Source organism: Streptomyces sp. NPDC007856, assembly GCF_042868225.1.
Classification (GTDB): Bacteria; Actinomycetota; Actinomycetes; order Streptomycetales; family Streptomycetaceae; genus Streptomyces.
The window spans coordinates 80,190-103,332 of sequence record NZ_JBIAEC010000008.1 but is presented as its reverse complement, the minus strand read 5'-3'; the positions used below and the strand labels follow the sequence as shown (position 1 = coordinate 103,332).

The 23,143-nt window shown below is 67.4% G+C and carries 19 protein-coding genes; 5 read left to right on the top strand and 14 right to left on the bottom strand.

Features of this window, described 5'->3' with window-relative positions:
* Positions 1-195: 195 nt before the first annotated feature.
* From ACFYOH_RS20365 to ACFYOH_RS20355, 3 genes are all read left to right on the top strand, one after another.
* Positions 196-801 carry a recombinase family protein gene (locus ACFYOH_RS20365; RefSeq protein WP_388627350.1) on the top strand — a complete coding sequence of 202 codons (606 nt, stop codon included), beginning with the start codon at positions 196-198 and terminating at the stop codon, positions 799-801.
* A gap of 1,176 nt (positions 802-1,977) precedes the next feature.
* Positions 1,978-2,373 carry a hypothetical protein gene (locus ACFYOH_RS20360; RefSeq protein WP_388627348.1) on the top strand — a complete coding sequence of 132 codons (396 nt, stop codon included), beginning with the start codon at positions 1,978-1,980 and terminating at the stop codon, positions 2,371-2,373.
* A 452-nt stretch (positions 2,374-2,825) separates the two neighbouring features.
* Positions 2,826-3,293 (top strand): helix-turn-helix domain-containing protein, encoded by a 468-nt coding sequence (locus ACFYOH_RS20355; RefSeq protein WP_388627346.1) that lies wholly within the window; start codon positions 2,826-2,828, stop codon positions 3,291-3,293.
* 1,078 nt (positions 3,294-4,371) lie between these two features.
* Here ACFYOH_RS20355 and ACFYOH_RS20350 read toward each other — a convergent pair.
* From ACFYOH_RS20350 to ACFYOH_RS20340, 3 genes are all read right to left on the bottom strand, one after another.
* Positions 4,372-4,542 carry a hypothetical protein gene (locus tag ACFYOH_RS20350; RefSeq protein ID WP_388627344.1) on the bottom strand — a complete coding sequence of 57 codons (171 nt, stop codon included), beginning with the start codon at positions 4,540-4,542 and terminating at the stop codon, positions 4,372-4,374.
* A 142-nt stretch (positions 4,543-4,684) separates the two neighbouring features.
* Positions 4,685-5,272, bottom strand: a complete 588-nt coding sequence (locus tag ACFYOH_RS20345; protein WP_388627343.1) for a hypothetical protein — start codon at positions 5,270-5,272, stop codon at positions 4,685-4,687.
* Between the two features lie 114 nt (positions 5,273-5,386).
* Complete coding sequence (locus tag ACFYOH_RS20340; protein ID WP_388627341.1) at positions 5,387-5,716, bottom strand: hypothetical protein; 330 nt, start codon at positions 5,714-5,716, stop codon at positions 5,387-5,389.
* A 95-nt stretch (positions 5,717-5,811) separates the two neighbouring features.
* Between ACFYOH_RS20340 and ACFYOH_RS20335 the strand changes: the two genes are divergently transcribed.
* Positions 5,812-6,051: a GntR family transcriptional regulator gene (locus ACFYOH_RS20335; protein ID WP_388627339.1), complete on the top strand. Its 240-nt coding sequence runs from the start codon at positions 5,812-5,814 to the stop codon at positions 6,049-6,051.
* 284 nt (positions 6,052-6,335) lie between these two features.
* Here the strand turns inward: ACFYOH_RS20335 and ACFYOH_RS20330 are convergent, their stop codons facing one another.
* From ACFYOH_RS20330 to ACFYOH_RS20300, 7 genes are all read right to left on the bottom strand, one after another.
* Positions 6,336-7,496, bottom strand: a complete 1,161-nt coding sequence (locus tag ACFYOH_RS20330) for an SUKH-4 family immunity protein (RefSeq protein WP_388627337.1) — start codon at positions 7,494-7,496, stop codon at positions 6,336-6,338.
* 218 nt (positions 7,497-7,714) lie between these two features.
* Positions 7,715-10,018, bottom strand: a complete 2,304-nt coding sequence (locus ACFYOH_RS20325) for a xanthine dehydrogenase family protein molybdopterin-binding subunit (protein WP_388627336.1) — start codon at positions 10,016-10,018, stop codon at positions 7,715-7,717.
* Positions 10,015-11,865 carry a 2Fe-2S iron-sulfur cluster-binding protein gene (locus tag ACFYOH_RS20320; RefSeq protein WP_388627334.1) on the bottom strand — a complete coding sequence of 617 codons (1,851 nt, stop codon included), beginning with the start codon at positions 11,863-11,865 and terminating at the stop codon, positions 10,015-10,017. Before ACFYOH_RS20320 ends, ACFYOH_RS20325 begins: the two co-directional genes overlap by 4 nt.
* Positions 11,862-12,755: an FAD binding domain-containing protein gene (locus tag ACFYOH_RS20315; RefSeq protein ID WP_388627332.1), complete on the bottom strand. Its 894-nt coding sequence runs from the start codon at positions 12,753-12,755 to the stop codon at positions 11,862-11,864. The genes ACFYOH_RS20320 and ACFYOH_RS20315 overlap by 4 nt, the downstream gene beginning before the upstream one ends.
* Positions 12,756-13,024: 269 nt before the next feature.
* Positions 13,025-14,695 (bottom strand): beta-N-acetylhexosaminidase, encoded by a 1,671-nt coding sequence (locus ACFYOH_RS20310; protein WP_388627330.1) that lies wholly within the window; start codon positions 14,693-14,695, stop codon positions 13,025-13,027.
* A 169-nt stretch (positions 14,696-14,864) separates the two neighbouring features.
* A complete protein-coding gene (locus tag ACFYOH_RS20305; protein WP_143638399.1) occupies positions 14,865-15,143 on the bottom strand; it encodes a DUF3039 domain-containing protein in 279 nt (92 codons plus the stop codon).
* Between the two features lie 29 nt (positions 15,144-15,172).
* Positions 15,173-15,745, bottom strand: a complete 573-nt coding sequence (locus ACFYOH_RS20300; protein WP_388627329.1) for a YqgE/AlgH family protein — start codon at positions 15,743-15,745, stop codon at positions 15,173-15,175.
* 277 nt (positions 15,746-16,022) lie between these two features.
* On the opposite strand from ACFYOH_RS20300, the gene murA reads away from it, so the two are divergent.
* Positions 16,023-17,363: a UDP-N-acetylglucosamine 1-carboxyvinyltransferase gene (gene murA, locus ACFYOH_RS20295; RefSeq protein ID WP_388627328.1), complete on the top strand. Its 1,341-nt coding sequence runs from the start codon at positions 16,023-16,025 to the stop codon at positions 17,361-17,363.
* 187 nt (positions 17,364-17,550) lie between these two features.
* Here murA and ACFYOH_RS20290 read toward each other — a convergent pair whose 3' ends face one another.
* From ACFYOH_RS20290 to ACFYOH_RS20275, 4 genes are all read right to left on the bottom strand, one after another.
* Entirely contained in the window at positions 17,551-17,832 is a 282-nt protein-coding gene (locus ACFYOH_RS20290) for an HU family DNA-binding protein (protein ID WP_023550134.1), read from the bottom strand.
* A 347-nt stretch (positions 17,833-18,179) separates the two neighbouring features.
* The gene (locus ACFYOH_RS20285) at positions 18,180-19,595 is read right to left on the bottom strand and encodes an NAD-dependent malic enzyme (RefSeq protein WP_388627325.1); all 1,416 of its coding nucleotides are present in this window, start codon (positions 19,593-19,595) and stop codon (positions 18,180-18,182) included.
* A gap of 354 nt (positions 19,596-19,949) precedes the next feature.
* Positions 19,950-22,313, bottom strand: coding sequence for a HelD family protein (locus tag ACFYOH_RS20280; RefSeq protein ID WP_388627324.1), 2,364 nt, complete (start codon positions 22,311-22,313; stop codon positions 19,950-19,952).
* Between the two features lie 60 nt (positions 22,314-22,373).
* The gene (locus tag ACFYOH_RS20275; RefSeq protein WP_388627322.1) at positions 22,374-23,138 is read right to left on the bottom strand and encodes an anti-sigma factor family protein; all 765 of its coding nucleotides are present in this window, start codon (positions 23,136-23,138) and stop codon (positions 22,374-22,376) included.
* Positions 23,139-23,143 lie beyond the last annotated feature (5 nt).

The following is a 23,143-nucleotide window of genomic DNA, read 5'->3' as shown; positions in this document are numbered from 1 at the left end:
GACTGAGTGCCGAAAAGTCACCTGAGTATGCGTCAGGGACCGATGGGAGCGTTCATCAAACGATCGTTAGATGAACCCTGCCGACACCGGCCAACTCGGCCCCAGGAATCCCCGAATCTGTTCATCAACCCGTTCATCTATCTGGTAGTGTTCATCTTGTTGAGACAGGGGTTTGATGAACGCGGAGGGGTAGTCATGGCGCTGGTCGGACTGGTTCGAGTGAGCACGGACAAGCAGGAGACGGCACGGCAGCACGACGCACTCACTGAGGCAGGGTGCGTGAAGGTCTTTGAGGAGAAGATCTCCGGAAAGCTCACTGTTGCGGAGCGCCCTGGTCTCGTCTCTGCTCTCGACTACATGCGAGAGGGAGACATGCTCACGGTTCAGGAAGTTGACCGGCTCGGCCGGAACCTCCTTGAGGGTCTACTGATGCTGACTGAGCTTTTCGAGCGTGGTGTGTCCGTGAAGGTGTTGGACGGCATTGCCAAGGGTGAGCACACAGAGCGCTCCCTGATCCTTGACCTTGCTTTCGCGCTTGCCGAGGACCGACGCAGGGACATTGTGAAGAAGACCAAGAACGGCCTTGAGACGGCTCGGAAGAACGGCAGGGTAGGCGGACGTCGTGCGGTCATGTCTGAGGCTCTTACGGCTCAGGCTGTGGCGCTCAGGGACAAGGGATTCACCATCCGGCAGATTCAGCCGCACCTCACCTACAAGACGCAGAGTGGAGAGAGCCGTAACCCGTCCGTCGGTGCCATCTCTCAGGCTCTGTCGGCTCACGACACTCAGAAGGGGGAGTGACCAGCAATGGGAATCATCGGAATCGTTGTTAGTGCCATTGCGGGTTGGGTGTTCATCGGTATTGCGGTCGGTAACGCAATACTCTGGCCGGTAGTAGCGGTGATTGAGTGGGTGCAGGAGAGACGTAAGAAGCCGGAGTTTCAGCACCGGATATACCCTGGAAGGACTTTGCTCTATCCCTGCAATGGGGAAAAGACAGGAATATGTCTTTGCATGCCCGACCATAAGGATGAACCCTACTGCTATCTCAATATGGAGTACGGACTAAATCCCGGACTAACGCGTGTTGCGTATACCGGGGGGAGGTGTTTGTGTACGCCCCAAGCGGTAACCTGAAATAACCGATTAGGAAAGCCCCTGGATTTCATCCGGGGGCTTTCTTTATTTCCGATTCCAGAAATGGGACAATTAAAGGGAGGAGTAAAACCAACACTAGAAAGGCAATGATTATGGATCTAACCAGTGGAAGCACTACACAGACAGCACGGTTTGGGCAAAGCTCTGTAGAGCCATCTAACGGCGTCGCATCCCCTTCTACGCCTCCAGTACCGGAGAGCCGTAACGAGAGCTTCCTAGGGGGCGTACACAGCTCACGTAGCGGTATGCCTGCCGTAGGGGTTACCTCACCAGACCAGGAGAAGACTCCTGCGCCGCTCAATCCGCTTACGTTCGAGGGAGAGTGACTTATGAGTGCACCAGCAGGAGCAAACATCCCGGACATGGGAGCAGCCCTATAGATAAAAACCAGAAGGCGCTTAGCTGGAATTAACCGGCCGAGCGCCTTTGGTATTTCTGGGATTCCGTTGATGGGTCGGAGTGATTCCGTTAATGGAGCGGAATGTGAGATAATAGACTCAACAGCAACCCGTTTATGGAAGGGAAGACAGGAATGCCATTAGCCACAAAAGACGGATGGAATCCGTCTGAAGTCGGAAAGCTTTTGTACGACCAGAGACTATCAGCAATGGCGAAATTGCTTACCTGGTATCTGGGAGTATGGGCAGACGGAGTTCAGATAAGCCAGGAAGAGCTAAGTCAAGTAGTGAGTACCAATAGCGGCAGCAAGGCCGTACAGAGAGCCATTGAAGAGGCGGAGCGCTTTGCTTACATCGAAGTTGACAGATCAGTCAAGCCCTATTGGTATCGAGTTCAGTAATCGACAGAGGAGAAAGAACTATGAGTAATACACCATTTTTACAGTCAGCCGGCTTCAGTTTTGGCGCGCAAGAGCGCTCATGGTGGAGCGAAACTCTAGATCCGGCAGTACAGGCGCAGAGAGCTATGGAAAGTCAGTTAGCTGAACAGGCGGCATTGAAGGAAGCAGAGTTTCAGAGAGTACAGGAGTTAACCCAGCATGCTGGACCAGCACTAATTGAGATCATTCGAACTTACTCAGCCCAGAATATTCCGGCAAAGCTCGATGAAGTTTCTATGGCATTTAATGAGAGTTTTCCCGGTGTGAATTTCCGAGAAATTCTAGAAGTGCTTGTTAATCAGGGACTAGTCCATATGAATCGAGTTTCCCAGAATGGCTTTATGGGAGCCGAGACCTGGCACCTTCACCTGTTATGAGCCGCTATGGAACTCAGTACAGCAGCTATCGCGCTAGCCACAAAGATTGAGGATCTCCAGGGCCTCTCTAACGAGCTAGAAGTCTGGTTCGGTAGAGAGTTTCCAGGAGAGGACTACTTGGCGTCCCTCGCGGCCTTGAGAGCCGCTGGACTGATATATGTGGCTGTCTCATGGAAGCCAGAGGAACGAAGGGGAGTCCGCTTCAACCAATTGAGCGCCCTTCACCTACGGACCTACTAAATAGAAGAACTCCTCTAGGGCCGGTCCGACTAGAGGAGTTCTTCGCCAAGAAAAGGAATATAGCTACATTCTACCGGGAAATAGAAGAAGCCCCATAGGGGGGAACCTACAGGGCTTCTCAGGGATGACCGACCCAGCGAAAGGATGAGAAATGAATGTTCCGAGGAGCAACGCGAACCATAAGCAAAATCTCTATAAGGAGTTTAACACGAATGACTGACACAAATAAATTCACCAAAGGTGGGAGTAAGGACTTAGTAGTCAACGGGGTAAAGACCTCAGAGTTGGCAATGGTCTTAGATCAAGAGGGAGTCCAGTACGCTGCCGGGCATTTCAGCGTAGTGCCAAGAGCCCTCAAGTACGCCAAGGAAATTTCCAGTGACGCCAAGATACTGTGGGAGATCATCAATGACTACGCCGGAAGCAATCGACAAGCGTTCCCCTCACACAAGACTCTGGCCGATGATATGGGCAAGTCCGTGCCCTCCATCAAGAGGTACGTTGAAGAACTCATTAGCCAAGGATGGCTTACGGTACAGAACCGTATCGGAACGTCGAACTTCTACTACTGCGCCATTCCAGCAGTGCACTACAAGGCATTCGACAACCCGGCTATCGATGGGAACTACAAGCCCTCGATAGAGCGCAGAAAGTTGCCAGAGCTTCCCCCAACTCAGTAGAGGGGTAGCTCATCTATGAGCTAGGGGGTAGCTCAAATCTGAGCTAGGGGTAGTTCATGGATGAGCTATGGGGTAGCTCACCAATGAGCTACTAAATATATAGAAAGAAAGAAAAAGAAGAAAGAGACTAAAGAAAGAATACGTACCAACCGCCTACGGCGGCGGGTACGTTAGGGATACCAGGAGAAATCAGAGATTAGAGGGGAGTCCCTTGGTCTCTTGGATACCCGCCATCGTCGCTGCGCTCCTCTGGCTTAGGTATCTCCCTTTGGTGATGCCATCGGCGCTGCCGCGCCTCTGGAAGAGAAATCTTCTAATCAAAGGGAACTCAACATTATGCACAATATTCCCGCGCGTTGTGGTACGAATTCCATTACCCATCAAAACTGGGTATGCTATTTCGGCTCAGTATCCTTTTTGGGGATACGGGTTATAGAATTAAATCAAAGAATTCGCTGAGACTCCTGGTTTCCATGGGTATATTCAATTGATGGAGTTACTACTCTAATGGCTATTTCAGCCGGCTCGCGGCATTCTCCATTATTTGAAAAACCTGAAAACTCCGGGTGGAGTTGGTCCTGTTGACCTCACGCCGGGAGGCGTGATAGAACCTTGAGTACACTGTTCTTTAAAAAGAGATATATACAGGGAAGAGATTCTGATAGATATTAATTCCCCCGAAGGGGGAATATATCTTTTCTCTAGATATTCTCTATTTCTCTATCTATTCCCTATCTCCATACTGTCCAGGGACCTGGATTCTACTCCAAGGGTCTACGGGGCCCTAGGGGGCCTCTGAGAGCCTGCCTCGTCTGGTGGCACTGGGAGGCCAGGAGTGGATGCTAGGCGCTCTCAGGGGCGTACAGGCTCGTTCTGGGGGCACCTGGAGCGTAGGTGTACGCTCGTCCCAGCTTTGCTGAGACTTCGGGTCGCACTGAGGGGCCTAGTCAAAGACACAGCCTCTCTGGCGTGCCCCCTGACGCCCTTACGGGACTTGGGTGGCTGGGAGACCAGCAAGCTCCATAAGGGCGTCACAGTGGCGTACGGGGACCTTTACGGGCCCTACTTGGGATTACTGCTACGCCGGGTAGTGCATGGTCATGATGCGCCCTGTCTTCACCGCCATCTTGGGTGACTTGTACAGGGTGAGGATCAGTGCCTTTCTTCCTGCCTGGTTGATCGCTGGTTCAATCGAGAGCACTTCAGCAGTCTTGCCATTCCAGAGTTTCAGGTAATCGCCTGCCTTCAACTTGTCGGCTCTCTTACGTGCTGGCTTGTTAATGCTTCCTCCTCATGGTCGGTTGGTCTTGGAGCTATGACTGTCCCATGAGGCACTGACAAACGAGAGGTGCAGATTCCGCTTAACGGAGACGAAGGCGCAAGGCGCCCTGTCACACAGATGGAGATGACAGCCCGAGTTCCGGGTAGTAGCCGTTGATCCTTTTGATCTGATCGTCCAGTGCGCTGCGAGAGATCCGCTTTCCGTGCACCTCTTCACCGTTAGTCAGCCGCACTACAACCGTCACGGAGCCCCAACCAGGGGGAGGCGAGATAGTTTCGAAGTCATACGGGATCTCCCAACTCAATCCGCCAAAGGCTGGAAGTTCCATGTTCGGCGCCTTGAGGGAGCGTGGACCCGCAATGCGGGGGATTTTGATCTCTTGGCGGACCGGAACGCGCCTCTTTGGCCAAGGTTTGCGAAACATCTTCTTGAGTGGATAACGCAGCGGCATCCAACCCACCACGTAAACGCTCTCCACCTTGGCGGCTGTGGGGCTGACATTCTTGACGTGCAGACGGAAACCGAAAGTGTTCTTACCCTTTCTGGGGTGTTCAAGGTCTCCTAGCAGTCCCCACCTGGACTCGACTTCGACTCGTGGCCTTACGCGACGGTAGGTCAACGCAGAGATGACCATGTTGGACCCGGTGAACACCGCACTGACGGACGCGATGATGATCGCGATGACTGGAAGCGACATGGGCCAAGGATGCCCAGCAGTAAGCCCGTTGGACCGGCACTTGAGGAACCTCAGCGCTTGGACATGAAAGAGCCCCCAGACACGCGCCCAGGGGCTCTCTGAGAGGTAGGAGACCTACTCCTCCTCGTACTCCGGCAGCCTCTGTCCCCGGCTCTCTGCGATGTTCAGTACCTCTGTCAGGCTCTCGATGAGCCGAGAGCAGATCCAGCGCAGTTCATCCGCTGTCAGCTTGGCTTCCTCGCCGACCATCGGCCGTGCCAACTCCACGATCACCGTTGCTGTCTCGATCTGCTGGCTCTCGATCGTGTCGGCAAGCAGTGACAGGGGCGTAGGGGTGCCGTCCGTAATCAGGTGCGCCGACTTCCCTTCCGGCCCCTTCCAGGGCAACAGCCGGACATGACTAGGCTGGCTCACTGTCATCAGCTCCTCATAGCTGGTGGCCACGCCCCCGGACCGTTCGCCCGGTCGCGGGGGTCCTTTCGAAGCTGAGGATACGCGCATACGCGTATACGCGGTCGCGGGAATGCGCGTACTCACGGATGCTCGGTTGTATGGATCTTGACCGCAGCAAGCCCGTATGGCCCCAGGTTGCTGCTGAGCTACGCCGACGGCTGGATACCGGTACGTACGCCCCTGGGGAGCGTTTCCCTGCTGTGGTGGAGCTTGCTACCGAGTTGGACGTAGCTCCCTCTACCGTCCAGAAAGCCGTAGCGGCTCTCAGGGAAGAGGGCAGGCTCTACACCGTGCTCGGGCAAGGTTCGTTCGTCTCCAAGCCCTGAGAGCAGCAGGAAGCCCCGTGATCCCAAGCAGGGACCGGGGCTCCTCTGTGTCTGCTTACGGCCGTCAGTGCCCGCTGTTGGGTAAGTCGCCTCAGTTCATCTGAACCGCTTGACCTACAGGGCGAGCCTGGCAGACTCGGTACGAGTCTCTGGGCTGCGTGAGCAGACTGCAAAGCGAGTTACGTGGGTTCGAATCCCGCCACGGCCTCTGCATGCCTGAGCAGGCAGTACGAAGGGGCGGCACCCCGGGAGGGGTGCCGCTCCTTCGGTCGTCCGTCGGTGTTTCAGAGCACCCCGCCCGCCTCGTCCTGGAACAGTTCCGTCCAGTAGTGCCAGTGGGTGCCGGGGGCCGTGCCCGTGGGGTCGACGGTCGACAGGGTGTGGATCATCGCCGCGGCCAGCTGGTCGTACGCGTCCGTCGTCAGTTCGTTGGCGAGGTGTTCGTCGATGGTGCGCTCGTGGTGGAGGAGCCAGAGCGTGAAGGCGAGGGTGGAGACGTCGGTGTTGAGGGGGTAGAGCGTGGCCTCCGGCTCGCTGAAGGTCAGCACCGCGCCGGTTCTGCCGTCGACCACCAGGCTGTTGTCCTCGATGAGGTGGCCCAGGCGGATCAAGTGGTCGGCGTGGGCCGGGAGTTCGTCCAGGGGGTAGTCGCCGGCGTGCTCCTCCGTGAAGTACTCCCGGAGCGTCGGCAGCGGGACGTCGGTGTCGGCGTGGAAGAGGACCGCCTCCTCCGGCAGCCCGGTCTCGCGCAGGAAGCGCCGGGTCGGCCCGTGCGTGAGGGTCGCGGGGAAGTCGACCTCTTCGAAGCGGGTCACCCTGCCGTGCCCGAACTCCTGGTCCAGGACGCGGGCGGGGACGTCCAGCGTGAGGCCGGAGGCGATGCCGGGGCCGGCGACGAGGGCGAGCGGGCGGATCAGGGCCGCCGCCTTCCAGTACGGCGGGACCTCGCCGTCGGCGCCCTCCTCGAAGAGGGAGAGCAGGCGGCGGGTCGCCTCGGTGGCCGTCCTGGGGCCGTACTGACCCGCCAGGGACGCGAAACGGCCGCGCAGGCCCGCCAGTTCCTCGGTGACCGCGGCGAAGCGCAGCAGCGTGGACAGGGAGGGCGCGAAGGGGCGGGGCTCGGACGGGTCGAACAGGTACGCCGTCGTCAGCTCGCCGGTGCCGCCGTCGAGCAGGATCGACTCGCGGTCCATGCCCGCCGGGTTGAGGAGTTCGCCTATCACCAGCCGGTCCCGCAGCTCGTCCGCGACCCGGAACGGGCCGTCCGCGGCGTCGGCGAGCGTGCGCAGGCCGTGTGTGCGCAGCGGGGAGAAGGTCAGCAGGTCGGTGTCCGCGGGCAGTCCGGTGCCGCTGAGCAGGCCGCGCGTCGGCCCGTGGGTGACATAGCGGTCCAGCTCCGCCTCGGTCAGCGTGATCGCCGCAATCCCGGCGTCGGTCGTGCTCATCGCTCCCCCGCGATCTTCCCCGTCGGTGCCCACGCGCGTCGGTCCGCACGTGAGTCCGTGAGTGCGAGTGCCCCCACCGCTCAGAACACTACGCCGCACCACTGACAACGGCCCTCACCGGGAAGGACGTCGGATCACGGGGACGCGTTGCGCGCGGCACCGGGGCACGTCGCGGGCGGACGAGGACCGTCTCCGCGGCGGGGTGAGCCTCCGGGCGCTCACTGTCCCGTGACCACCGCCGCCTGTGGCCGGATGGGGAGCCGGTTGACCGGGCGGCCGGTGGCCGCGCGGACCGCGGAGGCGATCGCGGCCGGTGCCGTCACGACCGGGACCGCGCTGGCGGACTTGGCCCCGAAGGGGGCGACCACGTCCCGTTCCTCGACCAGTTTGACGATCCGGATGTCCGGGGCGTCCAGCGCGGTGGGGAGGGCGTAGCCGGTCAGGTCGGGGTGGCGGATCAGGCCGCGGGGGGTGCGCAGGTTCTCGGTGAGCGCGATGCCCACGCCCTGGGTCACGCCCGCCTCGATCCGGGCCGCGAGCTGGGTAGGGTTGAGGATCCGGCCGACGTCCTGGGCGACCGAAAGCTCCACCACCCGCACCGAGCCCAGCTCGATGTCGACATCCACCACCGCGCGGATCGCGCAGAAGGCCAGGCCCACGAAGGCGTCGCCCTGGCCGGAGGCGTTCAGCGGCTCGGTCGGGTGCGGCCGGCACTGCGCCGTCGCCCACAGCTCCTTGCCGTCCATCGCCTCCGTGACGGTGGTCGACAGCACGCCGTCGTACGACGTGATCTTGCCGTCGGTGATCTGGAGCAGCTCCGTCGACATTCCGAACTTGTGGGCGAGCGGCTGCAGGAGCTGGGTGCGGACCATCTTCGCCGCGCGTTCCACCGCGCCGCCCGACACCCAGGTGTGGCGGCCGCGGCAGCCCGCGCCGGCCGGGGGCTGGTCGGTGTCGACCGGCGCCACGTGGACTTCCTCGATGCCGAGGGTCTCCTGGACGATCTGCCGGGCGAGGGTGGTGAAGCCCTGGCCGGTCTCGACGGCCGCGCAGAGCACGGTGGCGACACCGTCGTGGACCTTGACCGTCGCCGTGGACACCTCGTCGGCGCCCTCCGCGCCGAGCATGTGCACCATGCCCAGGCCGTAGCCGACGCCCCGGCGCACCGCGCCCGGTTCGCCGGCGCCCTCGGGGCCGCCGGGCAGCAGCCACTCCTCCTCGGGCGTGTCCTTCGGCAGGGCCGGGAGCGGGAAGTCCCGGACGGCCTGCAGGAGTTCGGCGACCGGCGCCGGGCAGGTCACCGTCTGGCCGATCGGGAGGACGTCACCGGTCGCGAGGACGTTGCGCAGGCGCACCTCGGCCGGGTCCAGGCCGAGTTTCTTGGCCAGCTTGTCCATCTGGGCCTCGTAGGCGGCGCACACCTGCATCGCGCCCTCGCCGCGCACATGGCCGGAGGGCGGGTTGTTGGTGCGCACGGCCCAGCCCTCGATGAGGGCGTTCGGGACGACGTACGGGCCGCAGGCGAAGGAGACGGCGGCGGCCAGGGCGTCGGAGGAGGTGTCGGCGTACGCGCCCGCGTCCAGCAGGATCTGCGCCTCCACCTTCACCAGCCTGCCCTCGGCGTCGGCGTGGTGGCGGTACCTGAGCAGCGTGGGATGGCGGTGGGCGTGGCCGAGGAAGGACTCCTCGCGGGTCGCCGTGAGCTTCACCGGGCAGCCGGTCTTCAGGGCGAGCAGGCCGAGCGGGAGCTGGAAGCCCTGGTCCTCGCGGTCGGCGGTGGCGCCCGGCACCCCGGTGACGACGATCTTCACCCGATCCGGGGACAGGCCGTAGCAGGCCGCGGCGGTGTTGCGGTCGGTGTGCGGGTCGGTGGAGGCCAGGTACAGCTCCACGCCGCCGTCGGGGCGCGGCACGGCGAGGCCGGCCTCGGCGCCGATGGGGGCCGGGTCCTGGCGCCCTATCCGGTACAGGCCCTCGACGACGACCTCGCCGACCGCCTCCGGGTCGCCGTGCCGGAGCGGGATGTGCCGGATCAGGTTGCCGTCGGGGTGCAGCGGTTCGGCCTCGAAGGCCTGTTCGGGGTCGGTGACCGGGTCGAGTACTTCGTACTCGACGATGACGGCCGCCGCGGCCATCCGTGCGGTGTCCGGGTGGTCGGCGGCGACGGCCGCGATGGGCTCGCCGTGATGCCGTACGACCTCCGAGGCGAACACCGGCCGGTCGGGGGTGCCCCGGCCGTGGCGGGGGGTGCCGGGCACGTCCTCGTGCGTGACGACGGCCCGTACGCCGGGCATCTCGCGCGCGTGGCTGGTGTCGATGGACACGATGCGCGCGTGCGCGTGCGGGGAGCGCAGGACGGCCGCCCACAGCAGGCCCTCGGCCCACAGGTCGGCCGCGTACGGGAAGGTGCCCTCGGTCTTGGCGCGGGCGTCGGCGTGCGGCAGGGAGGCGCCGAGGCCGTGCGGCAACGCCTCGGGGGCGGGTTCCGCGGCGGTGGTCGCCGTGGCGGCTTCGTTGCTCACGCCTGGCCTCCGTCCTGGCCGTAGTGCGGGCCGTGCGGTCCCGGGATGCCGTGCGGCGGTGTGCCGTACGGGTCGGGTGTGCCGTACGGCGGCGTGTCGCCGTAGCCACCGGGGGCGTGCGGGGTGCCGAACGCCCCGGGCGCCTCGAACGCCGACGGGTTGACGCCGCCGGATCCGGGGCCCGCCTGGTGGGGAATACGGGCCTCGTCCGCGTCCGTCTCGGCGTCGGCGGCGTGCGACGCCTCGCGTTCGGCGACGACCTCCTTGACGGCGTCCAGAACGCCCCGATAGCCGGAGCAGCGGCACAGGTTGCCGCACAGCGCCTGCCGGGTCTCCAGCTCGGTCGGCGCCGGGTTGCCCTCCAGCAGGTCGTGCACGGTCATCGCCATGCCGGGCACACAGAAACCGCACTGCACGGCACCGCACCGGGCGAGCGCGCGCTGCACGTCGGAGGGCTGTCCGTCGGCGGCCAGGCCCTCGACCGTGCGCACCTCGCTGCCGGCCGCGGTGACCGCCGGGACCAGGCAGGAGGCCACCAGCCGGCCGTCGACCTGGACGTTGCAGGCCCCGCACTCGCCCTGCGAGCAGCCGTCCTTGGCGCCCGCGAGCCCGAGCCGCTCACGCAGGACGTACAGCAGCGACTCGCCGATCCAGGCGTCGGTGACGGGCCGCTCGACGCCGTTGACGCGCAGGACGTAGGAGGCGAGCGGGTGGTCGTCGTGCGGCGGGACGGGGGCGGTGTGCTCCGCGTGTTCCTCTGCCGCGGCTTCCTGCGGCCGGGGCGCGGTGTCCTCGGCGGCGCCCTCGGGCGCGTCGTCGGCCTCGGGCGCGTCGGAGGAGTGCTCGGGTACGGCTGCGGAGGCCGGGGTCCGCGGTGCCGGGTGCCCGGCCGCCGCCGCGTCGGCCGCGGTGGGGCTCGTGGGCGTTGTGGGGGCTGTGGCTGCCTGCCGGACGTCGGCGCGGGCCGCCGGTCCCTCATGACCTGCCGGGCCGCCAGCGGGGCGCTCAGGGGCCTGCTCGGGGCCGTGGCCGTCGCTGTCCGGCTCCGCGGACTCGCCGAAGTCCCCGTACTCGAACTCGGCAGGCTCCGCGGACCCACCGGCCGACGCGTGCCCGGGGCCCCCGGGGCCGGCTTCCGCCGGCCCGGTCTCCTCGTGGGCGGCCGGGGCCTGGCCGGCCGGGCCCGGCCCGTACCGCTCGTCCGGTGCGGGCGCGTACCCCGGCGCCGCCGGGCCGACCGGACCGCCCCCCGGGTGGGCGTCGGTGTGGTCGGGCAGGCCGGGATGGCCGGTCTCGGCGGGCCGGTCCCAGGAGCGGCCGGTCTCCTCCGTCGCCCAGGGCGCGGGCGCGCCGCCGGGCAGGGTGGCCGGCGGGGTCCCGCCCCACTGCTCGACCAGGGACGACGTGGTGAACTCGCCCGAATCGTCCGGGAGATCGCCGTCGGCGACCGGGATCGACCACTGCCCGGTGACGTCGTGCCCGGACGCGGCCGGCGCCGCGGGCTCCTCGAAGGTCCAGTGCTGGGTCGCACCGGGGCTGTAGGTGAACCGGTCGTCGGCCCGCGTCTGGGGCGTGGCGTTCGGGTCGGGCCACTCCGCGCCGCCCGCGGGCGCTGCCCAGGTGCCGGCCTGGGCGGGGTCGCCGGTGCCGGGGGCGACCGCTATCTGCGGCGGCACATAGCCATGACCCGGCGCGGCCAGCGGGCTGTCGCCGGACAACAGGGCGTCGATGCCGCCCTCGGGGAGCTTGACGAAGGCGGTGGCGCCGTCGTCGTAGTCGCCCTGGGGCAGCGGGTCCCAGCGTCCGCCGCCCTGGGGCGTGCCCTGTCCGTGCTGGTCGTCGGTCACGACAGCGCCCTCCCCAGTGCTCGTCGGGCCAGTGCGGCAACGGTGCGCCGCAGGTGCAGTACGGCGGGCGGAAGCGGGGCCACGGAGCCGTCGGGCTCCGGTGCCGGATCCGGGATGCAGGCCGCGGCGACGTACTCGCCGAAGGCGTTCAGGGCCTCCGGGACGAGCTCGCGGTCGTTGTCCCAGTCGATCAGCTGGGCGACCCACTGCTCGGCGTCCAGGGGCCGGAGCGGCATCGGCGCTATGGCACCGACGGCGCACCGCACTCCGCGCCGGGCGGGGTCGAGGACCAGGGCCACGGAGGCCAGCGCGCGGCCCGGGCCGGTGCGGCCGGTCGCCTTCAGGAAGACCTGCGGGGCGTGCAGCAGCGGCACGCGCACGTAGCCGATGAGTTCGCCGCCGCGCAGCATCTCCATGCCGGCCAGCAGGTGCGACACCGGAACCTCGCGGCGGGCTCCGTCCGGACCCGCGATGATCAGCGTCGCCTCCAGGGCGGCCAGCACCGGCAGTGCGTCCCCGGTGGGGGCGGCCGAGGCGATGTTGCCGCCCAGGGTGCCCGCGTTGCGGATGTGCGGCGGGCCCGCGGCGCGCGCGGCGGCGGCGAGCGCCGGGATCAGGGCCGCGAAGTCGGGGCGGCCCATGCGCGCGTGCGTGAGGCCCGCGCCGAGCAGCGCGTGGCCGTCCTGGTACTGCCAGCCGCGGATCTCGCTGATCCGCCCGAGGCCCACCAGGGCAGCCGGCCTGAGCTGGCCGGAGTTGACGGCGGCCATCAGGTCGGTGCCGCCCGCGACGGGCACGGCGGTGGGCATGGCCCCGAGGGCCGCCACGGCCTCGTCCAGCGTCGTGGGCAGCGTGACGGCCTGCTCCGCCTGCGGTGCGTGCGTGGTCAAAACCGGCTGCCCCTTCCCGCTGCCCCACCTGGTCCCACCTGTGTGGCCGTACGGTACGTGCTCACAGGGCGGACGTGGCAACTCTGGCACATCTTCGCAAGGGCCGAGGACGGGGGTCCGCTAGGAGGCAGTAGAGGGCATTCGCCCACCTCATCGCGGAGATGGTCCGTTTTTGTACGGCATCGCCGGTGCACGCCGATTGACACTCTTCGGTGACGCTTGGCGCGGTTTTCCAGCACTTGTTCGGAACGGTCGCCCGGACCGGGCGGTCACCTGTCCGGCGGAGGCCCCTCGATGGGACGGCCGAGGACACCGGGGCGTTTCTGCCACGGCCGGGGCCCGGTGGGCGGCCGGTAGGCCACGCCGAGGGCGTCGAGTCGCGCGTAATGGGCGGTCATACGGCGTTCGAAGCCGGCGAAGTCCCGTTCCGCGGGGGCGGGCAGCCGGCTCCAGGCCACCTCGGCAAAGGCCGCGAGCCGGGGGAAGGTCTGGTAGTCCACGCGCGCGGTGTCCTCCAGCACCTCGGTCCACACGTTGGCCTGAGTGCCCAGCACATGCCGGGCCTCCGCCTCGGTGAGCCCCTGCGGAACGGGTTCGAACCGGTAGACGTCCTCCAGGGTGCGCACGAACCCGATCGGCACCGGCTCGTCCTCGCCCGGGGCCTGACGGTGGTCCAGATACACGTACTGCTCGGGGCACATGACGACGTCGTGGCCGGCCCGCGCGGCCGCGATCCCGCCGCCGTAACCGCGCCAGGACGACACGGCGGCCCCCTTGGCGAGCCCGCCTTCCAGGATCTCGTCCCAGCCGATGAGCCGGCGCCCGCGCGCGGCGAGCCAGGCGTCGAAGTGGCCGATGAACCACGACTGCAGCTCGTCCTCGTCGGCGAGAGACAGGTCCGCGATCCGGGACTTGGCGGTCACCGACTCGGTCCACTGCTCCTTGCGGCACTCGTCGCCGCCGACATGGACGAACTGCGACGGGAACAACTCCAGGACCTCCTCGAACACCCCCTCGTAGAACCGCAGGGTGGTGTCAGTGGGGGCGAGTACGTTGGAGGAGATTCCCCAGTCGTCCCAGACCTCAAGGGCGGTGGTGTCGATGACGTCGGTGTTGCCGAGTTCCGGATACGCGGCGATGGCGGCCTGCGAATGGCCCGGTACGTCGATTTCCGGGACGACGGTGATATGCCGCTCGGCGGCATAGGCGACGATCTCCCGGATGTCGTCCTGGGTGTAGTAACCGCCGTGCGGTTTCTCCTCCCACAGCGGGGAGGCCCGGTGACCGAATTTCGACCGTGACCGCCAGGAGGCGGTTTCGGTCAGTTTCGGATACCGCTTGATCTCGATCCGCCAGCCCTGGTCGTCGGTCAGATGGAAGTGGAAGACATTGAGTTTGTGCGCGGCCATCAGGTCGAGATAGCGCAGCACGCCTTCCTTGGGCATGAAGTGCCGTGCCACGTCCAGGAGAAGACCGCGCCAGCGGAATCGGGGCGCGTCGCGAATGGTGACGGCCGGGAACTCCCACTCGGTGCGCCCGCTGATCGGGGCGCGCCGGAACGCCTCCGGACCGAGCAGTTGCCGGAAGGTCTGGGCGCCCCAGAACAGGCCGGCTTCGCTCGCGCCGTCGATGCAGATCAGATGTCCGTCGGCGCACAGCTGATAGGCCTCCGGGCTGCCGAGTTCCTCCTCCAGCGAGGGGGCGATCCGCAGCAGGACGCGGAAGCCGCTGTCGCGGTGCGGGGCCAGCGGCAGCCCGGTCGCCGCGCCGACTGTCGTCCGCAGCCAGCGCGCGACCCGCTCGGTGCCCTGGGTGGCCTCGATCTCGGTGTCCGCGTCGATGACGAATCCGGTGCCGCCGCCCGGCAGCGAGGCCGAAACGCGGCTGGGCGCGGGGATCAGCGCCACATCGGGGTCCGGGTAGAGGGGTGTGTCGCTCATGTGCCGCCGCACCTCCGCGCCTGCGTTGTGCTCAGTGCAACGCCCGTTCCGCTACGCACAACCGAAGACGGAGGCTACAGGTCTCGACCACTCCTGACCAGAGAACACGAAAGCCCCCGGCGCGCGCACCGCACACGCACCGGGGGACCTCACGAACTCGGACGGACGCCTACTTGTCGCCGCCCTTGTCGTCGCCGCCGCTGCCCATGGATTCGTAGATCTCCTTGCACATGGGGCACACGGGGTACTTCTTCGGGTCGCGGCCCGGCACCCAGACCTTGCCGCACAGCGCCACGACGGGGGTGCCGTCGAGGGCGCTCGCCATGATCTTGTCCTTCTGGACGTAGTGGGCGAAGCGCTCGTGGTCACCGTCGCCGTGGGACACCTGTGGCGTCGGCTCTACGAGGGTCCCCGTACCAGTCCCGCGCTCGGGCTCAAGAGTGCTCATACCGCCCAGGGTACTGAAGTGCACAGGTATCAGTTGAGCGAAGGGTCGTCCGGATACGTGGCCACCATCGCCAGCTCGTTGCGCTGACGGCGCAGCACCTCGCGCCACAGTCGCTCCGGGGCCGGTGAGGAGACGTCCCCGGGCTCCGACTCGACCACGTACCAGGCGCCCTCGACCAGCTCGTCCTCCAACTGGCCGGGGCCCCAGCCGGCGTATCCGGCGAAGATCCTGAGGGAACCGAGGGCCGAGGCGAGCAGTTCCGGCGGGGCCTCCAGGTCGACCAGGCCGATCGCGCCGTGCACCCGGCGCCAGCCCAGCGGGGCCAGGTCGCTGTTCGCGCCGCCCGGGATGACCGCGACGCCGAGCGCCGAGTCCAGCGAGACGGGCCCGCCCTGGAAGACCACGCCGGGCTCGCCGGTGAGATCGGCCCAGCCCTCCAGGATGTCGCTCACGTCCACCGGGGTGGGGCGGTTGAGGACGACACCGAGGGAGCCCTCCTCGTCGTGGTCGAGAAGGAGCACCACAGCGCGGTCGAAGTTCGGGTCCGCCAGGGCGGGAGTGGCCACGAGCAGCCGCCCTGTGAGCGAGGACACCTCGGTCATGCCAGACATGATCCCGCATCTTCCCCTTCGGTGGGGAGCCAATCGGGGTGCGGGAGTGAACGCAGCTCAGGGTGTACGGGAGCGCTGCGGGCGCAGGCCCGGAGCCGGTGACCCCATGTGCCCGATAGCGCACGGTTCGTGTTGTGACACACATATGACGCGACTGAGTGGTCCTTGGACTTACGGACGGGGGGTGATCGGCGATTACCCTGTCTTCCCGGCCCCCGCGCACAGTGATCCGGCCGGCCCCTGCCCAACTCATCGGAACGCGAGATACATGACCGTCAACGACGATGTCCTGCTTGTCCACGGCGGAAACCCGCTGGAGGGCGAGATCCGTGTCCGCGGTGCGAAGAACCTCGTACCGAAGGCCATGGTCGCCGCCCTGCTGGGCAGCGCGCCGAGCCGCCTGCGCAATGTCCCCGACATCCGTGACGTGCGGGTCGTCCGCGGCCTGCTGCAGCTGCACGGCGTGACGGTCCGCCCGGGCGAGGAGCCGGGCGAGCTGGTGCTCGACCCGACGCACGTCGAGAGCGCCAACGTGGCCGACATCGATGCCCACGCGGGCTCCAGCCGTATCCCGATCCTCTTCTGCGGGCCTCTGCTGCACCGCCTCGGGCACGCGTTCATCCCGGGCCTCGGCGGCTGTGACATCGGCGGCCGGCCCATCGACTTCCACTTCGACGTGCTGCGGCAGTTCGGCGCGACGATCGAGAAGCGCGCGGACGGACAGTACCTGGAGGCGCCGAAGGGCCTGCGGGGCACGAAGATCCGGCTGCCGTACCCGTCCGTCGGCGCGACCGAGCAGGTGCTGCTGACGGCCGTGCTCGCCGAGGGCGTAACGGAGTTGTCCAACGCGGCCGTCGAGCCGGAGATCGAGGACCTCATCTGCGTGCTGCAGAAGATGGGCGCGATCATCGCGATGGACACCGACCGCACGATCCGCATCACCGGTGTGGACAAGCTCGGCGGCTACACCCACCGCGCCCTCCCGGACCGCCTGGAGGCCGCGTCCTGGGCGTCGGCGGCCCTCGCGACCAACGGCAACATCTACGTCCGCGGCGCCCAGCAGCGCTCGATGATGACGTTCCTGAACACCTACCGGAAGGTGGGCGGTGCCTTCGAGATCGACGACGAGGGCATCCGTTTCTGGCATCCCGGTGGCCAGTTGAAGTCCATCGCGCTGGAGACGGACGTACACCCCGGTTTCCAGACCGACTGGCAGCAGCCGCTGGTGGTCGCGCTGACCCAGGCGACGGGCCTGTCCATCATCCACGAGACGGTGTACGAGTCCCGGCTGGGCTTCACCTCCGCGCTGAACCAGATGGGCGCACACATCCAGCTCTACCGCGAGTGCCTGGGCGGCTCCGACTGCCGCTTCGGCCAGCGCAACTTCCTGCACTCCGCGGTCGTCTCGGGGCCCACCAGGCTCCAGGGCGCCGACCTGGTCATTCCCGACCTGCGCGGCGGCTTCTCGTACCTGATCGCGGCACTGGCGGCCGAGGGCACGTCCCGCGTCCACGGCATCGAGCTCATCAACCGCGGCTACGAGAACTTCATGGAGAAGCTCATGGAACTCGGCGCGAAGGTCGAGCTGCCCGGCAAGGCGCTCGGTTAACCGTTACGACAATGGGGCGGCCCCTTGGCAAAGGGGCCGCCCCATTGTCGTTGTCCACGCCCGCTGTGGACGCGCCCCGAAGGGGCGCGGGGCTGTGTCGATCTCCGGCTCCGCCGCGCGGGCGCGGCCAGCTACGGACGACACGGCCCACGGCGCTCCAGTGGGACCGGCGCTCGAAGCGGAGCGCTTACTTGCCCTTCGCCGCTTCCTTGAGCTTGGAGCCCGCGGTGACCTTCACGCTGTAGCCGGCGGGGATGTTGATCGGCTCGCCGGTCTGCGGGTTGCGCGCGGTGCGAGCGGCACGGTGGGTGCGCTCGAAGGTCAGGAAGCCGGGGATGGTGACCTTCTCGTCGCCCTTGGCGACGATCTCGCCGACGGTCTCGGCGAACGCGGCCAGCACGGCGTCGGCGTCCTTGCGGGTCACCTCGGCGCGGTCGGCCAGCGCGGCCACCAGCTCACTGCGGTTCATGTTGTTACTCCCGTGTTTTTCTTGCCGTTGGGGTGTGCCACGCGGCGGATCCGCCCGAGGCACTGCGATGCCGATGCTCTCGCGCCCAGGGACGCATCCTGCCCCTACCTGCGGCGGTAAAGCCAATCCGGCACCCGTAGGAGTCGTGAGAACACCCTGGGGAGTCACACGAAAAGCGCCCGCTCGGCGTCACCCTAGAGGGCGCCCGGCATCGGCTGGTTCCACGACGCGCCGGTGCAGGGGCCGCCGTGGTGATCCTCACAGCCCCTGCACAGTACGGCACGGCGTCACCGGGACGTCGCCCGGGCGCCGCTCCGCCGTCACCCGACGGAGCGGCGTGGAGCAGACTAGGCCGTCGCGCCCGCCGCCCTCGCGGCCTCGCGGACCGCGCCGGCGACCGCGCCCGCGACCTTGTCGTTGAAGACGCTCGGGATGATGTAGTTCGGGTTCAGCTCGTCCTGGCTGACCACGTCGGCGAGGGCCTTCGCGGCGGCCAGCATCATGTCGGTGTTGACGGTGCGGGACTGGGCGTCCAGCAGGCCGCGGAAGACGCCCGGGAAGACCAGCACGTTGTTGATCTGGTTCGGGAAGTCGGAGCGGCCGGTGGCCACAACGGCCGCGGTCTGGCGGGCGATTGCCGGGTCCACCTCGGGGTCCGGGTTCGCGAGCGCGAACACGATGGCGCCGTCGGCCATGGCGGCCACGTCGTCGCCGTCGAGCACGTTAGGGGCGGAGACGCCGATGAACACGTCGGCGCCGCGCACGGCCTCCTTGAGGGTGCCGGTGAGGCCCTCGGGGTTGGTGTTGTCGGCGATCCAGCGCAGCGGCGAGTCGGCGGGGGCGTTCACCAGGTCCTCGCGGCCGGAGTGGACGACACCGTGGATGTCGGCGACGACGGCGTTCTTCACGCCGGCGGCGAGCAGCAGCTTGAGGATGGCCGTACCGGCGGCGCCGGCGCCGGACATCACGACCCGGATGTTCTCGATCGCCTTGTCCGTGACGCGAAGTGCGTTGGTCAGGGCGGCGAGGACGACGATGGCGGTGCCGTGCTGGTCGTCGTGGAAGACCGGGATGTCGAGGGCCTCGCGCAGCCGGGCCTCGATCTCGAAGCAGCGCGGCGCGGAGATGTCCTCCAGGTTGATGCCGGCGAACCCGGGGGCGATCGCCTTGACGATCTCCACGATCGCGTCGGTGTCCTGGGTGTCCAGGCAGATCGGCCAGGCGTCGATGCCGGCGAAGCGCTTGAAGAGGGCCGCCTTGCCCTCCATGACCGGCAGCGCGGCCTTGGGGCCGATGTTGCCGAGGCCGAGCACGGCGGAGCCGTCCGTCACGACCGCAACGGAGTTGCGCTTGATGGTGAGGCGGCGGGCGTCCTCGGGGTTCTCGGCGATCGCCATGCAGACGCGGGCCACGCCCGGCGTGTAGATCATGGACAGGTCGTCACGGTTGCGGATGGGGTGTTTCGACGCCATCTCGATCTTGCCGCCGAGGTGCATCAGGAACGTACGGTCGGAGACCTTGCCGAGGGTGACGCCCTCGATCCCGCGCAGCTTCTCGACGATCTCCTCGGCGTGGGCCGTGGAGGTGGCCGCGATGGTGACGTCGATACGGAGCTTCTCGTGGCCGGACGCGGTGACGTCGAGGCCGGTCACCGAGCCTCCGGAGGACTCCACCGCGGTGGTGAGCTGCGAGACGGCGGTTCCGCTCGCGGGCACCTCCAGCCGGATGGTCATCGAGTAGGAGACGCTGGGCGCCGTTGCCATGGCCGACTTCCTCTGCTTTCACCGTGTCGCGAGTTGTGCCGTCCGATCGTCGCACCTACCGCGGAGTACGCGGTAGTCGCCCCGGATTGCGGACGTTGTGTTCATGAGCGGTGGGTGGTTTCGGAAAAACACTTCCACCATACGAGAGACAATCAGACAAAGAAAGAGACCCACGTCACACGGACGTGGGTCTCTTTCACGCTTACGACACCGACCCGCCATGCTCGCCTCGCGGCAAGTGGTCCCTCGCAGGGACAAAGGTTGGGCCCGGGGGCTTGGATCGAGCCGGTGCCGCATCCAGGCTAACAAACACCTGCCGAGGACCATTCCCCCTGCGACGAGTTCACAGAAAACTCAGTCCCGCAGCAGGTCCGGCACCCCGGCCGCGTCCGGCTCGTCCCGGTCGCCCGACAACACCGTCAGCTGCTGGGTGGCCCGGGTCAGCGCCACGTAGAGCACGCGCAGGCCGGCCGGGGACTCGTCGGCGATCTCCGCCGGCGAGACGACGACCGTCGCGTCGTACTCCAGGCCCTTGGCCTCCAGGCTGCCGAGCGCGACGACCCGGTCGCCGAGCCCGGCCAGCCAGCGCCGGGCCTCCTCGCGCCGGTTCATGGCGACGACCACGCCGACCGTGCCGTCCACCAGGTTGAGCAGCCTTTCGGCCTCCGCCCGCACGGTCCGCCCCAGGGAATCCCGTACGACCGTGAAGCGCGGCTCGACCCCGGTGGACCGCACGGCGCTGGGCGCCTCGGAGCCGGGCATGGCGAGCGCGAGCACCTTGGCGGCCAGCTCGGCGATCTCGGCGGGGTTGCGGTAGTTCACGGTGAGCTGGAAGCGGCGCCGGGGCCGGCTGCCGAGGGCCTCGTCGCGGGCCTGGGCCGCCTCGTCCGGGTCGGACCAGGAGGACTGCGCCGGGTCGCCGACCACCGTCCAGGTGGCGTGCCGGCCGCGGCGGCCGACCATGCGCCACTGCATCGGCGTGAGGTCCTGCGCCTCGTCCACGATGACGTGCGCGTACTCGGTGCGCTCCTGCGCGAGGCGCTCGGCCCGCTCCCGCTGGGACTCCTCGCGCACCGGCATCAGCTCCTCCAGGCCGGTGAGCTGGTCCAGCGGGTCGAGCTCGCGCTTCTTCCGCGGCCGGGCCGGAGCCCCGAGGATCGCCTGCAGCTCGTCCAGCATGGCGATGTCGTGCACGGAGTACCCGTCCCGCTGGAGCGAGCGGGCGACCCTGCGGATCTCGCCGGGGTTGAGGATCCGCCGGGCCCAGCGGCCGAGCCGCTTCTCGTCCGCCATGGCGGCGAGCACGGCCTTCGGGGTCAGCTCGGGCCACCAGGCGTCGAGGAAGGCGAGGAAGGCGTCCTCGCTCGTGACGTCCTCGTCGAAGGAGGAGCGCAGCTCGGCGGCCAGCTCCGGGTCGGTGTGCCGGGCGCCGGCGCCGGACTTGGCCCACAGCGCGTCCAGCAGCAGCTTGCGGGCGCGCGGGCGCAGCAGGTTGACCGGCGCGGTGCCGCCGAGGGCGGTGCGGCGGATGCGTTCCAGCTCCTCCCGCTCCAGCTCCAGCCGGCGTCCGAAGGCGACGACGCGCAGGCGGGACGGCGGCCCGTCGAAGGCCCGCGGCCCGGCGTCCTCGTCGGCGGCGGGGCGGGGGGCTGGCCCCAGTTCCAGGGCGCCCCGGGCCGCCTTCCGCAGCACCTTCAGCATCCGGTACGAGCCCTTGGCCCGGGCCACGGACGGGGAGTCGTACAGCGTGGCCTCGGCGCCGACGGCGTCCACGGCGAGGGAGCCGATCGCGCGGATCGCGACCTGGCCCTCCTCGCCGAGCGAGGGCAGCACACCCTCGGTGTAGGCCACGAGCAGCGGGGTCGGGGAGACGATCAGGATGCCGCCCGCGTAGCGGCGTCTGTCCTGGTAGAGCAGGTAGGCGGCGCGGTGCAGGGCGACCGCGGTCTTGCCGGTGCCCGGGCCGCCCTCGACATGGGTGATGGAGGCGGCGGGGGCGCGGATGACCAGGTCCTGCTCGGCCTGGATGGAGGAGACGATGTCCCGCATGGTGTGGCTGCGGGCCTGGCCGAGGGCGGCCATGAGGGCGCCGTCGCCGATCACGGGCAGCTCACGGCCGTCGAGGTGGGCGGTCAGTTCGGGCCGCATCAGATCGTCCTCGACGCCGAGCACCCGCCGCCCCTTGGACCGGATGACCCGGCGCCGTACGACCCGCCCGGGATCCACCGGAGTGGCCCGGTAGAAGGGCGCGGCGGCGGGCGCCCGCCAGTCGATGACCAGCGGCGCGTAGTCCTCGTCGAGCACGCCGATGCGCCCGATGTGCAGGGTCTCGGCGATGTCGGCGGTGTTGTCGTCCCGCACGGCGCCCTCGGCGGGCTCCACGGCGGTGTAGGCGCCGTCGGGCCCCTTCTTGCCGTCCTTGCCGAGGAGGAGGTCGATGCGCCCGAAGAGGAAGTCCTCGAACTCGTTGTTCAGCCGGTTCAGGTGGATGCCGGCCCGGAAGACCTGCGCGTCCCGCTCGGCCAGCGCACCCGGCGTGCCGACCTGTCCGCGCTTGGCCGCGTCGTGCATCAGGAACTCGGCCTCGTGGATCTTCTCCTCCAGCCGCCGGTACACCCGGTCCAGGTGTTCCTGCTCGACGCTGATCTCTCGGTCACGGACGGAGTCGTGTGCGCCGTGTACCGAGCCGACCGCGGACTGCTGAACCTGAGCGGCCACCGGGCCCCCTTCTGACGTGCTGGGCAGCCGTCAACCGTACGCGAAGGGGGCCCGTGGAAGCTACGCGTCGACTTGCACCAGCTTCTTCCCCTGGAAGGTGACGACCTCGAAGTGGTCGATCTCGTTCGGCTTGAAGGCCGCCGCGCCGCCGATGTAGAGCGGTTTCCTGGACTCCGGCGTCTTCCCGTTCGGGATGCCGTAGCCCCAGTCCGGCACGGACCAGGACGACATCGTCACGCGCTGCCCATTCTTCGCGACGAGGACCAGTGAGCACTTCAGCGGGCCCTTGGCGTTCTTCAGCTGCAGGACCGTCTGGGTGCCCCAGTCCTTCCGGGCCATGGCGACGGTGGCGCTGATCTGGGACGACGGATCCGTGGCCGACTTCTTGTCGGGCATGGCCTCGAAGGTCGTCTGCGCCGAGGACGCGGTGACCTGCCCGCCGCCCGAGCCGCTGTTCACCGCCACCGCGGCCAGCGGTCCGGCGATGATCAGCGCGGCCGCCGCCGCGATCATGTAGAAACTGCGCCGGCGCTTCTGGGCGCGCTTCTCCGCGACCTCGTCGACCAGCTTCTCCACGATCCGCGGGCTGGGCCTGGCGGACAGCGACTCGCCGATCGCGGGGGTGCTGCCGGAGCCCGGCAGGTCCGCGAGGGCGGCCAGCATGGGCTCCATCCCGGCCAGCTCGTCCAGCTGCTGGGCACACCACTCGCAGCCGGCGAGGTGCGCTTCGAAAGCGGTTGCCTCGGCGTCGTCGAGAATCCCGAGGGCATAGGCGCCGACGGTCTCGTGCTCGCTCGGCACCGAAGATCCCGATTGGGGGTTCATGGGCC